We start from the raw sequence: 15,168 nt of genomic DNA on the forward strand, positions 1-15,168 counted from the left end.
CAAGACGCCCACCCTGGCTTGGCTTTGGTGGGCGTTTTGCCTAGAGTGATCCGGTTTTTGTTTTCACCATCCCTAGAGACGAGGCAACCATGACCATCAAGGTAGGTATCAACGGTTTTGGCCGCATTGGCCGCAACGTGCTGCGCTCCGCAGTGCAGAACTTCAGCGACATCGAAATCGTTGGCATCAACGACCTGCTCGAGCCCGACTACCTGGCTTACATGCTGAAGTACGACAGCGTGCATGGCCGCTTTGACGGTGAAGTCTCCGTCGAAGGCAACACCCTGGTCGTCAACGGCAAGAAGATCCGCCTGACCCAGGAACGCGATCCCGCCAACCTGAAGTGGAACGAAGTCGGCGCCGACGTGGTGATCGAATCCACCGGCCTGTTCCTGACCAAGGAAACCGCCCAGAAGCACATCGACGCGGGCGCAAAGAAGGTGATCCTGTCCGCTCCTTCCAAGGACGACACCCCCATGTTCGTGTTCGGCGTGAACCACGCCACCTACAAGGGCGAAGCCATCATCTCCAACGCCTCGTGCACCACCAACTGCCTGGCCCCCGTGGCCAAGGTGCTGAACGACAAGTGGGGCATCAAGCGCGGCCTGATGACCACCGTGCACGCTGCCACCGCCACGCAAAAGACCGTGGACGGCCCTTCCAACAAGGACTGGCGCGGCGGCCGTGGCATTCTGGAAAACATCATTCCCTCCAGCACCGGCGCTGCCAAGGCGGTGGGCGTGGTGATTCCCGAGCTGAACAAGAAGCTGACCGGCATGTCCTTCCGCGTGCCCACTTCCGACGTGTCCGTGGTCGACCTGACCGTGGAACTGAACACCGAAGCTTCCTACGAAGAAATCTGCGCCGAAATGAAGGCCCAGTCCCAAGGCGCGCTGAAGGGCGTGCTGGGCTACACCGAAGACAAGGTGGTGGCCACCGACTTCCGCGGTGAGACCTGCACCTCCGTGTTCGACGCCGAAGCCGGCATCGCCCTGGACAAGACCTTCGTCAAGGTCGTTTCCTGGTACGACAACGAGTGGGGCTACTCCAACAAGTGCCTGGAAATGGTGCGCGTGGTGGCCAAGTAAGCCCTGCGGCTTCACTGCCCGGATCGCTGTTCAGGCCTTTGGGCGCTGCAGCGATCCGCCACAAAAAAAGCCAGCCCGGCAACGCGGCTGGCTTTTTTGCATCCTGTGGATGGCGGATGCGGCTTTCGAGGGCGGCTTATTCGATGCGACCACCTGCTGCCTTGACGATCTGGCCGGCCGCCACCCAGTCGTCCTTCAGCAGCTGCTGGAACGCCGGCACCGGCAAGGTACCGGCTTCCACGCCCACGCGGGCAAGGCGTTCCTGCACCACCGGCTCGGCCAGCACCTTGCGCACCGCGGCATTGATGCGCTCCACCTCGGCAGCGGGCGTGCCGGCCGGTGCCAGCAGACCCAGCCAGGAATCGAAGGCATAGCCGGGTACGCCGGCTTCGGCCACCGTGGGCACATCGGGCAGGAAGCGCGAGCGCTGCTGGCCCGAATACGCCAGCAGCTTGATGCGCGGATCATGCTGGAAGGCCAGCATGCCGATGGTGGCGCCCGTGACCAGCTGTACGCGGCCCGCCAGCAGCTCGGTGGTGGCGTCACCGGTGGACTTCATCGGGATATGCTGCAACTGCACACCGCTTTGCGCCGCCAGCAGGGCACTGGCCAGGTGGGACGCGCTGCCATTGCCCGCCGAGGCGTAGTTGAACTGGCCCGGCTGGGCCTTGGCGCGCTGCAGCAATGCAGCCAGCGAGCTGATGCCGCTGCTGGAGGGAACACCCACCACATAGCCGGTGCGGCCCAGGAAGGAGACGCCGACAAAGTCCTTCTGCGCGTCATACGGCAGCTTGGCGTACAGGTGGCTGGCCAGGTTGTGGCTGGCAGCCGCCAGCACCAGGGTATTGCCATCCGGCGCGGCCTTGGCCACCTGGGATGTGCCCACACTGCCACCCGCGCCCGCGCGGTTTTCCACCACCACGGTAGCGCCCAGGGCCTGGCCCAGTTCGTTGCTGAAGGTGCGGGCCACGGTGTCTTGCGTGGCACCGGCACCGAACGGCACCACGATGCGGATCAGGCGCTCGGCCTGTGCGGCGGACGCAAAGGAAACGGCCACGGCAGCAGCCAGCAGGGAACGGCGGGCGAGGGGGGAGAAGATCATCGCGACAGTCATGCAGGGGGAAGAAAAAAAGCACCCACCTGCGCAGCACGACAGCGGCAAGGCGCCTGTGTATCGCAGGGAGTGCGAGCCCCCGATTCTGGCCAGCCACCCCCCGAAACCCAACCAATCATTTGCCATGTGCAAACTACCAAATCAACCGAAGGCCCGGGGGCTGTCCAGGCTTCGACTGCCACCACCAGGGTTGCACGACAGTTGCCACGCCCGGGGGCCGCATGATGGACGCCATGACTGCACCCTCTTCCCTGCACGCGCCGATTGGCTTTGACGATTTTCTGCAAGTGGAACTGCGCGTAGGCCGCATCGTGGCGGCCGAAGTATTCCCCCAGGCGCGCAAGCCCGCCTACCTCCTCCAGGTGGACTTTGGCCCGGCCCTGGGTCTGCGCAAGTCCAGCGCCCAGATCACCCAGCTCTACCAGCCCGAGGACCTGGTGGGCCGGCAGGTGGTGGCGGTGCTGAACTTTCCCAAAAAGCAGATCGGTCCCATCCAGTCCGAATGTCTGGTGACCGGCTTTCACAATGCAGACGGCCATGTGGCGCTGTGTGTACCGGACCGCGAGGTGCCACTCGGCACCAAGCTGCTCTGACGGGGGCCGGAGGCGCCAGCTTCAGGCGTGCTCGCGGACTCCGGCGCTGTCCGTGGGCGGCACCATCGCTGCCGCCAGAAAATCCAGAAACGCCGTGATGCGTGCCGCCAGCGCGGTGTTGCGGTAGTACACGGCGTGGATGGCCTGGCGCTGCAGCACGGTGGCCTGCGGCAGAACCTGCACCAGCGTCCCCTGGGCGCGGTCGCGCACGGTCATGAAGTCGGCCAGACAGACCACGCCCTGACCGGTCAGCGCCAGCTGGCGCATGGTCTCCCCGCTGGAGGCCGTGAGCTGGGGCGCCGCATCCCAGCGTTCGCCACCATCGCTGGTGCGCAGCGGCCACTGGTTCAAGCCCGGCACCTGGCTGTTGCCTATGCGCTGGTGCTGGGCCAGATCGGCCACGCTGCGGATGCGCGCATGCCCTTCCAGATAGGCCGGGCTGGCCAGCACCCGCAGCGGGCTGTGGCACAGCAGGCGCGCGTGCAGCGTGGAGTCACGCAGCGCACCAATGCGGATGGCAATGTCGGTGCGCTTTTCCAGCAGGTCGATGTGCAGGTCATCGGTGTTCAGCTCCAGCGTGATCAGCGGGTAGCGCGCACGAAACGCCGCCACCAGCGGCACCACCACATGCAGCATGAAAGGCGAAGCGGCGTTGACACGCAGCGGCCCCGCCGGGGCCTGGCGCCGCACGGCCAAGTCCTCCTCGGCGGCATCCAGGGCCTCCAGCACGGCACGGGCCTGGGCCAGAAAGCGCGCGCCTTCCTCGGTCAGCTCCAGCTTGCGCGTGGTGCGGCGCAGCAAGGTGGTGGCCAGTTTCTTCTCCAGCCGTGACAGGCTGCGGCTGATGCCGGACGTGGTCTGGTCCAGTTGCAGGGCCGCTGCCGTGATGCTGCCGGTGTCGACCACCGTCCGAAAGGCAAGCAGTTCTTCCAAAGTGGATTGCATGGGACCGAGCTTGGCGCAATTGTTGATTTTTAGTCAATTATTTTCTGTGGATTCAGGGCTTTTTCTGCAGGTATGGCTGCGCCACACTGGCGCCATGCTTCGTGATGGCCTCGCAACGCCTTGCCACCGCGGTGTTCCCCTGTGCGGGCGGCAGCACCTGCCATTGCCTTCTCCCCTGGCGGTGTCCGGCCACCGGCACCGCCCCTGTTTTGAAAGCCTTCCCATGACCGATACCCTGGCACACCCCGCTGCCGCTGCCCTTTCCGTGGTCCCCCCGCTGGGCCTGGGCACTTTCCGCCTGAAGGGCGATGTGGTGCAACAGTCCGTGCGCACCGCCCTGGAGCTGGGCTACCGCGCCATCGACACCGCGCAGATCTACGAGAACGAGGCCGATGTGGGCAGCGCCATCGCCGCCAGCGGCGTGCCGCGCCAGGACCTGTTCCTGACCACCAAGATCTGGGTCGCCCACCTGGGGGCCGATGCCCTGATCCCCAGCCTGCAGCAAAGCCTGGAGCACCTGCGCACCGACCATGTGGACCTGACGCTGATCCACTGGCCCTCGCGCGACGTGCCGCTGCAGGACAGCCTGCGGGCCCTGCAGCGTGCCAGGGAACTGGGCCTGACGCGCCACATCGGTGTCTCCAACTTCAACACCGCGCTGCTGCAGCAGGCCATCGACACCGTGGGGGCCGACCAGATTGCCACCCACCAGATCGAGCTCAGCCCCTATCTGCAAAACCGCGCTGTCGTGGACTTCGCGCGCCAGCACGGCATCCACACCACGTCCTACATGACCCTGGGCTACGGCAAGCTGCTGGGCGAGCCGGTGCTGGCCGAGATCGCTACCGCCCACAGCGCCAGCCACGCCCAGGTGGCCCTGGCCTGGGCCATGCAGCACGGGATCGCCGTGATCCCCTCGTCCACCCAGCGCGCCCACCTGCAGAGCAACTTGGCCAGCCGCACGCTGCGCCTGAGCGCGGATGACATGGCTCGCATCGATGCGCTGGAGCGCGGCGACCGCCAGGTCAGCCCCGAAGGCCTGGCCCCGGTGTGGGACTGAGACCTGCTTGTCTCCTCGGGTCCGCACGCCACAGCGCACAGGCCACAAAAAAAAGCTCCTGTCGGAGCTTTTTTTGACGGCAAGGCCGTCCCTGTGAGACGACCTGAGGCCCCATGGGGCCCGTACTTCAGGCCGTGATCTGGATGGCGCCCAGATCGACGTATTCCAGAAACTCTTCGCGCGACAAGGTCACGGTAATGGGCTGGCCCTCGCTGGTCCAGGACACCACCATGCTGGCGATGGCCAGGTCCACCACGACCTCCTGGCCCTGGGGAATGGGCTCCAGCGGACCGTCTCCCACACGGTGCTGGACCAGGCCCGCAATCCGGGCGGAGAAGCGTGCTGGCAGGCCATCGGTGTCGCTGTCGTCGGCTGGGTCGGGAATGGGGGGATGGGTGCTCATGCGCAAGTTCCTTTCCTTGTGATGGGCCGTGCAATCCGGCCGCGTGCTGCCATGCAGCAACGGGACACCTACTGTAGCTGCCGCCGGCCCCACCGTCTGTCAGCCAAGGCGCTGTATCCGGCCAGGCCGGTCTGTGCGCACATTGCCGGCCTCGGCACCCTGCCACAGGGCCTGGCCGGTCCCCCGCCGCAGCGGCGGACACAAAAAAAGGCCGCCTGTCCGGCGGCCTGTGCGCACAGGAGAGGGGCCCTGCACGGGCTCCGGGCCTGTGGCCCTCCAACCCTAGCCCACGGCGGGGTCTTCCACACCACGCACGCTCTCGCGACCGTTCTTGTCCTTGAGCTTGCCCAGATCGGTGTCCACCGCACGCAGCAGCTTGTCCACGGCCACGGCAAAGGCTTCATGCACCTTTTCAGCCTCGGCATTCACCGCAATCGGGGGTCGGCCATTGGCACGGGTTTCCAGTACGCAGCGCTTGCCGGGGCCGCCGGTGCTTTTGAGGGCATCGACGCCGGTGAGGTAGACCTCCACGCGCTGCACGTAATCCTTGAGTCGTGCCAGACGGGTGTTGATTTCTTCCTGGGCCCACTGCGCGAGCGAATCGCCGCCCTGGATGGAGTCGTCGGCATGAACTTGAACTTGCATCAGCTTCCTCCTTGTTGCCTTGCTGCCGCGCATGGCCTGCGCAGCGGTGAAACGACTTCACCCGCCACGGCCTGCTCGGGTCGACCTGGTGGTACTTGCCCGGCTTCGGCCTGCCATGCACGGTTTCATGATGCCCCAGTTCGGCCTGCGGCGCAGCCTTTCGTCGCCACGAGAAGGACGCCTGTTGATGTCCGTCAAGTCCTACTTCGTGGCCCGACAGCCACAGCCAATGGCACACCAGTGCGCATGCAGACTGCCTCAAACACTTCCAAATTCATAGCAAACAGCACAAAGTAGCCCGAAGTTGCAGGCATCGCCAGATGTACATCCCGTTCTGCCGTACGACTGCGCCTACATGTAAAACCCGGATCGACTGCGCACAAAGGGGCGCATGCGCACTAGCATGGATGCTCATGACCGCGCCCGCCTCCCGCCGCCTGAAGATTGGCCTCTCGGCCTGCTTCTCCCATGCCGACCCTTACCGGCCGCTGTTCACCGGCAAGACACTGCAGTATGTCGAGCAGTCGATCGCCCACTGGATCATGTCCAGCGGTGCCATGGTGGTCATGGTGCCCTGCCCCACCGGTGAAACCGCGCGCGGCGACGTGACGCTGGCGCATTACGCCGAATGGCTGGATGGCGTGGTGATGCACGGCGGTGCCGACGTGTGGCCCGGCAGCTATGGCGAGGAACCGCTGCAGCCCGAATGGCTGGGCGATCGGGTGCGTGACCTGTACGACATGGCGGTGGTGGAGGCCTTCAGCCAGGCCGGCAAGCCCATCTTCGGGGTCTGCCGCGGCCTGCAACTGATCAATGTGGCCTTTGGCGGCACGCTCTACCAGGACATCGAAACCCAGGTGCCCGGCGCACAGCAGCACCGCAACCCCATCACCTACGACAAGCACCAGCACGACATCGCCATCGTGCCCGGCAGCCGCCTGGACCGGCTCTACCCCAACCAGCCGCGCGCACGGGTCAACAGCATCCACCACCAGGGCATCAAGAACGTGGCGCCGGGCTTTGACATCGAGGCCTGGAGCATTCCGGACCGCATTCCCGAAGCCATCCACCGCCGCATCGGTGGCAAAAGCTATATCGCGGCCACGCAGTGGCATCCCGAGTTCCGCGACCCCGAAGGCCGCACCCTGGACGACCGCGTCATTCTGGAAGATTTTCTGGCCGCCTGCGAACGCGCCCAGGTGCGTCCGGCACTGAGCCACAGCCCGTTCCAGATCCGCGACCGCGCGGCCCGCATGCTGCGGCGCGCCCTGCTGCGCAAGCGCTGAGCACCGGCGCCGCCGGTGCACCAGCAACGACACAGCCGCCCGCAGGCGGCTGTGTGCAAGGGGTTGGCAAAGGGCTGCCCGCCGGCATCTCAGCGCGCCAATACCGCCCGCTCCGCCACCCGCACCGCACGGCGTGCGCGGCGCTTGCGTTCCCAGATGACGATGCCGGTGACCGAGAGCATCACCACCATCAGCCCCATCAGCGACATCAGGATGCGCCCCGGCATGCCCAGGATGCGCCCGGAATGCAGGGGCAACTGCAGTTGCACGAACACATCGGCCGCCGTGCCGTGCCAGGGGCGGTGCATGCCCAGCACAGTGCCATCTTCCGCACTGACGTAGATGTTGGACATCTCCATGCCCATGGCCCCCATTTCGTCCGTGGGATCAAAGAACGAGACGTTGTAGAACGGGAAGTCCCCGCCGTACCAGATGCCGCCGGGGGTGTGGGCAAAGCCCAGGCGCTGGCCCTCGGCACGCGCAATGTCGATGGCCTGGGCGAACGAGATCTTGGGCTGGATGAAGCTGCCGTAGGGCGCAGGCTTGATCGTCTCGTACGGACCGGGCGTGGTGGTGGAGATCTGGCGCATCACCGGGTAGAACACCTCGCGGTACAGGTTCAGCGAGAACGAGGTGAACGCCACCACGATGATGATGCCCCACACCCACAGGCCGCCCGCACGGTGCAGGTCGAAGTTAAGCTTGTAGCCTCCGGCACGCCAGCGCACCACCCAGGACGGTTGCCAGCGCCCCCACCAGGAACGCGCCGGTGCCGCCGTGCGCTGGGCCGTGCCGCGGGCCGCCAGGCGCCGCGGCAGCGTCAGGTACAGGGCCACAAAGCTGTCGATCAGCCACATCAGCGCCACGCCCCCCATCAGCCAGAAGCCCCAGCGGTCGCTGCCCCAGAAGGCCGGCATGTGCAGGCTTTCGTGCAGGTGGCGCAGCCAGGGCATCAGGTTGCGGGTGCTCAGCGCAATGCTCTTGGAATCCCGGTGGCCGGTGACCTGCGCGGTCACCGGGTCCACGAACACATTGTTGTAGCCCAGCACATAGGGACGGCCGGTGGCCGGGTCCTGGCGCGGGCGCACCAGGAAGGAGGCGGCATGCCCCTCCTCCAGTCCCAGGGTCATATAGGCCACTTCGGCACGCGGATCGCTGGCCTCGACGGCGGCGGCCAGCGCCACCGGGTCCTGCAGCGCGCCGCGGCCCGGCGTGTGCATGATGTCGGCGTTGAGCCACTCATCGAGTTCGTGGTCCCAGGAGATCACCGCTCCTGTGGCGCCCGCCACCATCAGGAACAGGGCCACGGTCAGCCCGATCCAGCGGTGGACCCCGGTCCAGAATTCACGCATGCTGTGTCACCTTCAGAAGTCCATGCTGGCGCTCAGGGTGAAGGTGCGCGGGGCACCCAGCACCAGATAGCCAGAGCCGGGGTAGCCGCCCACCGAGGCCCAGTAGTTGCGATCCGCCACATTGTCCACGCGGGCACGCAGCGTCAGCAGCTTGCCCTGCACTTCGGTCATGTAGCGCACGCCCAGATCCAGGCGGTTCCAGCCGCTGACACGCAGGGTGTTGGTGGCATTGGCGTAGGTGGCGCCGGTATGGACCACGCGTGCATCCAGCGTCAGGCCTTGCACCGCAGGCACATCCCATTCAGCGCCTGCCGTGGCCTGGAACTGCGGCACACCGATCACACGCTTGCCGTCGGTGGTGCTGCTGCCGGTGCTGCGCTGCTTGGCATCCAGCCAGGTGGCACCACCCAACAGACGCAGGCCGCGCACGGGCTCGCCGAACACGTTCAGCTCCACCCCCTGGTGGCGGTCTTCGCCCGAAGAGCCAAAGATGCGGGTGACCGGGTCAAAGGCCGAGCGGGGCTTGTCGGTCGAGAAGAAGGCCAGTCCACCGCCAATCTTGCCGCCGTCGTACTTGACACCGACTTCCTTTTGCTTGGCGACGTAGGGCGCGTGCTGCTCGCCGACATTCGCAACGGCAATCCCGCCGGAAGTCGCCGGCGCGGTGTCGCCCTGCACCAGACCTTCGATGTAATTGCCGTACAGCGACACCTGCGGCGTCAGCTTGAACACCGCACCCACCACCGGGCTGGTGCGGCTCTTGTCATAGGCGGAAGCACGCGCACCGCCGGCACTGGTCTGCACGCCGTTGTTGACAACGCGGTAGGTCAGCGAATCGGATTCGAGCGTCTGGTGGCGCACCCCCAGGGTCAGCAGCGCCTTGCCATCCAGCAGGGACAGGGTGTCGCCCAGCGCGTAGCTTTGCAGCGTGACGCCGCGGTTGTAGGCCGGGTTGTTGAGATCGTTGCCCAGGAACGTCAGTCCGGTGATGGCGTAGGACGTCGGGTTGTAGATGTTGGTGTTGAGCGTATTGCCTGCCCCGGTGCTCATGCCGTAGGCGTTGTACACCTTGAGGTCGAAGTGCGAGTAGCTGGCCACCAGCTCATGGCCCACGCTGCCGGTCTTGAACTTGCCGCGAATACCCAGCTCTCCCGTGCTCACATGGTCTTCCCGGGCGTTGTCGAAGCGGCTGGTCGTGGCAGCGCCATTGCCGGCCGCCGTGAGCGTGACATTGGCCAGCGCGTTGCGTTCCTTGCTGCGGCGCAGGCCATAGGCGGCCCAGGCGGTCACATCGTCGTTGATGTCCCATTCCCCACGGAAGGTGCCGAACAGATCGCGCTCGTTGGAGTACGACCAGGGCTGGGCCCAGTTGGACGATGCGTCGGGCGCGCTGGGGATCACTGTCACCCCGGTGCCGGGCGTGACATTGGTGCGGGTCTCTTTCAGGCGGTTGTTCTGCCAGCCGATGTCGCCCGACAGCCGCACATTGCGGCTGCGCCAGTCGACGCCCAGGGACAGCAGATCCAGCTTGGCGCTTTCCTGGTCGGTGGCCGTATCACCGCCGCGGTGCGCGGCGTTCAAACGCAGGCCCGTGCTTTGGTCCGGGCCGAAACGGCGGCTGATGTCTGCCGAGACCGTGGCCTGGCCACCGCTGGAAACGCCCACGCCCACGCGGTTCAGGGGCTCGTTGCCGGCACGTTTGGGCAACAGGTTGATGTTGCCACCCAGGCCCCCGCCGTTGGGGCTGGCACCGGTCAGGAAGGCCGAGGCACCGCGCAGCACTTCCACGCGCTCGAACAGCTCGGTGGCGATGTACTGGCGCGGCAGCAGGCTGTACAGGCCGTTGTAGGCCACATCGTCCGAGCTCAGGGTGAAGCCACGGATGAAATACGCTTCCTGGAAGTTGCCGAAGCCACGCGCCACCCGCACCGTCGGATCGTTCTGCAGCACATCGCCCACGCTCTTGGCCTGGCGGTCCTGGATCAGCTCATTGGTGTAGCTGGTGATGGAAAACGGCGTGTCCATGTTGTCGCGCGTGCCCAGAATGCCGGCACGCCCGCCGCGTGCCACCTGGCCTCCGGCATAGGGCTTGGACAGGCCTTCGGCCGAGGCATCGGCGCTGGCTTCGACGGTGACGGTTTCCAGCTCAGTGGCGGCGGCCTGCGCCCAGACACTGGCGCCAGAGGCCCACAAAGACAAAGCGACCGCAATCGGTCGCAGGGGGAATGCTGGATGGCTCATAGACACAGGGATGTTGAAGATTGTCAACGTAATTTTATTGACAATCATTCTCACTCGTATATCCACATTCCTGACAAGGACGCCGTCTGTCGCTCCTTGCACACAGCACCGCATTCCATGTAAGCACTTGCTTTTGTTGCACGACCCTGGTGAAAGGCGAAGCAGAGAGCAGCGATTCGGCACAAAAAAGCCGCCCGAAGGCGGCTGCTCTCACCGGGCCGGAAGCGGTGCAGACCCTGCGTGCCCTGGCAGTGCCACGGCACGCGGCGGCCCCACCGCCACCCTTGCCTCTCAGTGGTGGTGGCCGTGGCCGCCATGCACATGGCGGTGGGCAATTTCCTCTTCGGAAGCCGCACGCACTTCGCTCACGGTGCAGGCAAAGCGCAGGGCCTGGCCGGCCAGCGGATGGTTGCCGTCCAGCTGGACCACCGGGCCCTTGATCTTCACCACGTTGTAGATCTGGGGCAGGCCCTGGTCGTTGGTGCCGCGCAGCTGGCCGCCCACCTTCACGCCGGGGGGGAACTCGCCCTTGGGGATGGTGCGCAGCAGGCTTTCGTCGCGTTCGCCAAAGGCGTCTTCGATCGCCAGGTCCACGGTCAGTGCATCGCCGGTCTGCTTGCCTTCCAGGGCCGCTTCCACCTTGGCAAAGATGTTGTCGTAACCGCCATGCAGATAGGCCACGTCGCCCTTGTCCAGCAACGGACCGGCCAGACCGCCTTGCAGCAGCGCGTGGATCTTGTAGTGGATGGTGACGGCGGTGTCTTTGGTGATGTTCATGCTCTGCAATCAAAAGCGGGGCGGCTGCCTGCGCAGCCACCCCGTTGGTTGGGATGGGAACCATTGTCCCCGATCTGCCGCGGCCCCCCGGGGGCAGGGGTCAGAAGCTGGTCCATTCCTCGGTGTCGGCCGTGGTGGCCGCTGCCGTCCCTGCAGGTCTGGCAGTGGATGCCACTGGAGCCTGCGGCGCAGGGGCCAGTGCCGGGGCGGTGGCCGGGGATGCTGCCTTCACGGCGGCAGGCTTGCTGAAGGTGCTGCCAGCCTTGGCTCCATGGGCGACGGTGTGGAGCACCTGGGCCGTGGCGGCCGCCGCCTGCTTGCGTGCCGCCGTGTGGGCCGCAGCACGGCGGGTCAGACCGGTCTGACCGCCGCCTTGCACACGGAACACGGCCACGGCATGCAGCAGTTCTTCGGACTGGTGGCGCAGGCTGTCGGCAGCGCCCGCCATTTCCTCCACCAGCGCAGCGTTCTTCTGTGTGGTCTGGTCCATGTGGGTCACGGCCTCGCCCACCTGGGCCACGCCGGTGCTTTGTTCGGCGCTGGCCAGGCTGATGCTGGAGATCAGCTGGGTGACCTTCTGGATCTCGCTGACCGCCTGCTCCATGGTTTCCCCGGCGCGCGCGGCGCGGGCATTGCCCTGGTGCACTTCGGCCACGCTGGTGCTGATCAGCTGCTGGATTTCCTTGGCGGCTTCGGCACTGCGGCTGGCCAGGGCCCGCACCTCGCCGGCCACCACGGCAAAGCCGCGGCCATGCTCGCCGGCACGCGCGGCTTCCACGGCGGCATTCAGCGCCAGGATGTTGGTCTGGAAGGCGATGGAGTTGATCACCCCGGTGATGTCGGCAATCTTCTGGCTGCCGGCATCAATGCCCTGCATGGCCTGCACCACCTGGCGCACGGCGTGGCCGCCTTCGGTCACCACCTGCTGGGCGCTGCGCGCCAGCTGGTCGGCGGTCTTGGAGTGGTCGGCGTTATGGGCCACGGTGCTTCCCAGCTCTTCCATGGCGGCGGCGGTTTGTTCCAGCGCACTGGCTTCGTTTTCGGTGCGGCTGGCCAGGTCCAGATTGCCCTGGGCGATCTGTGCGCTGGCAGCGGCCACGCTTTCAGCCTGGGCCTGGACCGTGCGCACCACATCCGACAGGCCATCCACCGTGTGGTTCATGGCGTCCAGCAGCTGGCCTATTTCGTCCTTGCGCTCATGCGGGATCTTCACCGTCAGGTCCCCGGCGGCGATGGTGCGGGCCAGCTGGCTGGCTTCGTTCAGCGGGCGCACGATCATGCGGCGCAGCAGCAGGAACCACACCCCGGCCAGCACCAGCACGGCACACAGGCCCATGGCGGCAAACAGGGCGATCATGCGGCGGGTTTCAGCCACGAACTCGTCCACATAGGCGCTGGAGACGATGGTCCAGTTCCAGGGCGCATATTCGCCAAACACCGCCAGCTTGGCGCGCGGCGCAGACTCCCCCGCATTCGCCCAGGGATAGCTGATGGCGCCCTGCTTGCGCTCCAGGATCTCGCGGATGAAGGCACGGCCGTCGCTGTCCCTGGATTCCAGAATGCTCTGCCCCTCCTGGGACGGGTGTACCACCAGCGTGCCCGGGGCGGCAGCGTCGTTGCGCAGCACGTAGTAATAGCCGCCTTCGCCCACTTTCAGCGCGCGGATGGAGGCCTTGAGGTTGTTCAGCAGCTCCGAGAAGTCCTGCCCCACGAAGGCCATGCCCACGATGGCGCCCGAGGCATCTTTCAGCGGACGGTACTGCGTCATGTACTGGCGGCCGAACAGCATGGCCAGGCCCATGTAGCTGCGTCCGGCCTGGACTTCGGCATAGGCCGGGTGCTGGCGGTCCAGCTGGGTGCCGGTGGCGGGTTCGCCCTTGTCGGTATTCAGCGACGAGGCCACACGCAGGTAGTCATCCCCCTGGCGCATGAACACCGTGGCCACCGCACCGGTGGCGCGGGTGAAGCGATCGATGCGGGCGTTGTCGCCATTCAGCGCCACCCCGTCCAGGCGCAGCAGCGGCTCGGCGCTGCGGTCCAGTTCCAGCGTGCCGTTCAGGCTGGCCGCGAAGCTGTCGGCCAGGAACTGGGTGCGCTGGCGCAGGTCACGGTCATTGGCCTCGATGAAACGGCCCAGCATCGAGACGCCCTGCTCCAGCTCGTTCTGCACCTTGTGCTCCATCACGCGGGTCACGCTCCAGGCAATGCCCAGCAGCAGCGCCGCCAGAATGGCTGCCACCCAGACGAAGTTGGTGATGGCCAGCTTGGTTCCCAGACCCTGGCGGCGCCAGTAACGTTGCCCAATGTGCATAGTGCCTCTTGATGGTGGGGGAGCGGCGCGTGCACCTGCGGTGCCGGACCCTGCCTCAGGGCCACGGCGGTGTCCACTCCCAAAATCACAAGGCTAACGATCACCGCCGAAAAGCACTTGACCCACATCAACGCGTAACAATCAAGTAACAAATCCGGCGATTCCCTGCGCTATGCAAGGCGCTTTTGCGCCGCCAGCAACCCACAGGCTCCTGCCCGGCGTGGGCCAGGCAGGCCTGTGCAGTCTCACCCGCAGCCGCCGGGCATCAGGCCGTGGGCCGCTCTTCCACCTGCTGGCCCGGGTGGCGGGCGAAGCGGCGGATCTCCGGGCCATGCACCGGATCCTGGCTGTCCCAGGGCCAGCCGCCAAACTGGGTGCGGCGGTAGTCCATCATGGTCTGCATGATTTCCTGCTGCGTGTTCATCACGAACGGTCCGTACTGCACCACGGGTTCGGCAATCGGCCGGCCTTGCAGCATCAGCAGCTCCGCCACATCGCTGCCGGTGTTCTCCAGCACCCAGTCCTGGCCGGCGGCCATTTCCAGCGCCGCATGTTCGCGCAGCGTGTCACCAGCCACCTGCAGCTGCTGGCCCACAAACCAGTACAGCATGCGCCGGGTCTGCGCGCCCTGGGCGGCGGGCAGCGACCAGCGGGCGCCGGGTTCCAGCCGCAGCGTCCAGATCGCCACATCCGCATCCGCCTGACCGGCCCAGGACTCGGGCGGCGGCGGCAGCGGCGCACCCGCACCCGGCAGCGCACCGGCCACCACGGTGACCGTGGTCCGGGCGCCGCCGTCGCTGGTATGCACCAGGCGCGGGATGCGCTCGCTCCACAGCATGGTGAAGTGCGGCGCCACCATCTTGCGGGCCGCGGGCAGGTTCAGCCAGATCTGGAACAGCTCCAGCGGATTGGCCTGGTCGCGGTGCAGCAGCGGGAACATCTCCGAATGCTGGATGCCCTGGCCGGCGGTGAGCCACTGCACATCCCCTTCACCGAAGCGTGCGGCAGCGCCCAGCGAATCGGCATGGTCGATCAGGCCTTTGCGCACCAGGGTCACGGTTTCGAACCCCCGGTGCGGGTGGCCGGGGAAGCCGGGCACATGCTCGCCGTGGTACATCGAAAAGCCGTCCTTGCCGCTGAAATCGCTGCCGAGCTCGCGCTCGTCCAGCGCCACGGCCTGCAGGCCCATCTGCCCGTCCCCTGCCGGGTAGGCATCGTCGTGGTGGGCGCAGAACAGAAACGGATCCAGCACCGGCCAGCGCAGCCCGTCGATGGGCTGGCGGCTGAGAATCGCGTGCGGGGTGTGAGGCATCTGGGTCTCCGGTGGCGATGGGTGGGGCGGCAACCAACCGT

The 15,168-nt window shown here is 66.3% G+C and carries 13 protein-coding genes; 4 read left to right on the plus strand and 9 right to left on the minus strand.

Features of this window, described 5'->3' with window-relative positions; translation table 11 throughout:
• The first annotated feature begins 89 nt into the window (after positions 1-89).
• Complete coding sequence (gene gap, locus CT3_RS20360) at positions 90-1,088, plus strand: type I glyceraldehyde-3-phosphate dehydrogenase (RefSeq protein WP_066538004.1); 999 nt, start codon at positions 90-92, stop codon at positions 1,086-1,088.
• A 136-nt stretch (positions 1,089-1,224) separates the two neighbouring features.
• Here gap and CT3_RS20365 read toward each other — a convergent pair whose 3' ends face one another.
• Positions 1,225-2,190: a tripartite tricarboxylate transporter substrate-binding protein gene (locus CT3_RS20365; protein WP_066538007.1), complete on the minus strand. Its 966-nt coding sequence runs from the start codon at positions 2,188-2,190 to the stop codon at positions 1,225-1,227.
• Between the two features lie 245 nt (positions 2,191-2,435).
• Between CT3_RS20365 and CT3_RS20370 the strand changes: the two genes are divergently transcribed.
• On the plus strand, positions 2,436-2,795 hold the full coding sequence (locus CT3_RS20370; RefSeq protein WP_066538386.1) for a tRNA-binding protein: 360 nt from the start codon (positions 2,436-2,438) through the stop codon (positions 2,793-2,795).
• Between the two features lie 21 nt (positions 2,796-2,816).
• On the opposite strand, the gene CT3_RS20375 is transcribed toward CT3_RS20370, so the two are convergent.
• Positions 2,817-3,740: a LysR family transcriptional regulator gene (locus CT3_RS20375; RefSeq protein ID WP_066538009.1), complete on the minus strand. Its 924-nt coding sequence runs from the start codon at positions 3,738-3,740 to the stop codon at positions 2,817-2,819.
• Positions 3,741-3,963: 223 nt separating this feature from the next.
• Between CT3_RS20375 and dkgB the strand changes: the two genes are divergently transcribed.
• Complete coding sequence (gene dkgB, locus CT3_RS20380; protein ID WP_066538011.1) at positions 3,964-4,800, plus strand: 2,5-didehydrogluconate reductase DkgB; 837 nt, start codon at positions 3,964-3,966, stop codon at positions 4,798-4,800.
• Positions 4,801-4,927: 127 nt separating this feature from the next.
• Here the strand turns inward: dkgB and CT3_RS20385 are convergent, their stop codons facing one another.
• Both CT3_RS20385 and CT3_RS20390 read right to left on the minus strand, forming a co-directional pair.
• Positions 4,928-5,203 (minus strand): hypothetical protein, encoded by a 276-nt coding sequence (locus CT3_RS20385; RefSeq protein ID WP_066538014.1) that lies wholly within the window; start codon positions 5,201-5,203, stop codon positions 4,928-4,930.
• Positions 5,204-5,485: 282 nt separating this feature from the next.
• A complete protein-coding gene (locus CT3_RS20390) occupies positions 5,486-5,848 on the minus strand; it encodes an HPF/RaiA family ribosome-associated protein (RefSeq protein WP_066538017.1) in 363 nt (120 codons plus the stop codon).
• 413 nt (positions 5,849-6,261) lie between these two features.
• Between CT3_RS20390 and CT3_RS20395 the strand changes: the two genes are divergently transcribed.
• Positions 6,262-7,134: a gamma-glutamyl-gamma-aminobutyrate hydrolase family protein gene (locus CT3_RS20395; protein ID WP_066538019.1), complete on the plus strand. Its 873-nt coding sequence runs from the start codon at positions 6,262-6,264 to the stop codon at positions 7,132-7,134.
• A gap of 89 nt (positions 7,135-7,223) precedes the next feature.
• Here CT3_RS20395 and CT3_RS20400 read toward each other — a convergent pair whose 3' ends face one another.
• The 5 genes from CT3_RS20400 to CT3_RS20420 form a co-directional block, all read right to left on the minus strand.
• Positions 7,224-8,486 carry a PepSY-associated TM helix domain-containing protein gene (locus CT3_RS20400; protein ID WP_066538021.1) on the minus strand — a complete coding sequence of 421 codons (1,263 nt, stop codon included), beginning with the start codon at positions 8,484-8,486 and terminating at the stop codon, positions 7,224-7,226.
• A 12-nt stretch (positions 8,487-8,498) separates the two neighbouring features.
• Positions 8,499-10,727 (minus strand): TonB-dependent receptor, encoded by a 2,229-nt coding sequence (locus CT3_RS20405; RefSeq protein WP_066538023.1) that lies wholly within the window; start codon positions 10,725-10,727, stop codon positions 8,499-8,501.
• A 291-nt stretch (positions 10,728-11,018) separates the two neighbouring features.
• A complete protein-coding gene (locus CT3_RS20410; RefSeq protein ID WP_066538025.1) occupies positions 11,019-11,504 on the minus strand; it encodes an FKBP-type peptidyl-prolyl cis-trans isomerase in 486 nt (161 codons plus the stop codon).
• 100 nt (positions 11,505-11,604) lie between these two features.
• Positions 11,605-13,815, minus strand: a complete 2,211-nt coding sequence (locus CT3_RS20415) for a methyl-accepting chemotaxis protein (RefSeq protein ID WP_066538031.1) — start codon at positions 13,813-13,815, stop codon at positions 11,605-11,607.
• 265 nt (positions 13,816-14,080) lie between these two features.
• A complete protein-coding gene (locus tag CT3_RS20420; RefSeq protein WP_066538032.1) occupies positions 14,081-15,127 on the minus strand; it encodes a pirin family protein in 1,047 nt (348 codons plus the stop codon).
• Between the last annotated feature and the right edge of the window lie 41 nt (positions 15,128-15,168).

The sequence above is a fragment of the Comamonas terrigena NBRC 13299 genome, assembly GCF_006740045.1.
GTDB classification, from domain to species: Bacteria; Pseudomonadota; Gammaproteobacteria; order Burkholderiales; family Burkholderiaceae_C; genus Comamonas; species Comamonas terrigena.